Source organism: Neorhizobium sp. LMR1-1-1.1 (genome assembly GCF_040675795.1).
Lineage (GTDB): Bacteria > Pseudomonadota > Alphaproteobacteria > Rhizobiales > Rhizobiaceae > Neorhizobium > Neorhizobium cellulosilyticum.
In genome coordinates this window covers 1-215 of sequence record NZ_JBEGHE010000016.1, presented here as the reverse complement: position 1 = coordinate 215, position 215 = coordinate 1, and the positions used below count along the sequence as shown (strand labels likewise).

The window sequence follows — 215 nt, the reverse complement described above, 5'->3', positions numbered from 1 at the left end:
GCAAAGACCTTTAAACGACAAAGGGCCGCTTAGGCGGCCCAATTGGATGTTCGGCTTGGGCCGAGGAGTGTCGAGAAGATTGATTGTTACATTGCCTTTAGAAGACCTGGCAGCGACCTACTCTCCCGCGTCTTGAGACGGAGTACCATTGGCGCAGGGGCGTTTCACGGCCGTGTTCGGAATGGGAACGGGTGCGGCCGCCCCGCCATGACCAC

General features: G+C 58.6%; 1 rRNA gene. It reads right to left on the bottom strand.

Features of this window, described 5'->3' with window-relative positions:
* Positions 1-104: 104 nt before the first annotated feature.
* Positions 105-215, bottom strand: a 5S ribosomal RNA gene (gene rrf, locus MRBLMR1_RS09445); the annotation flags it as partial.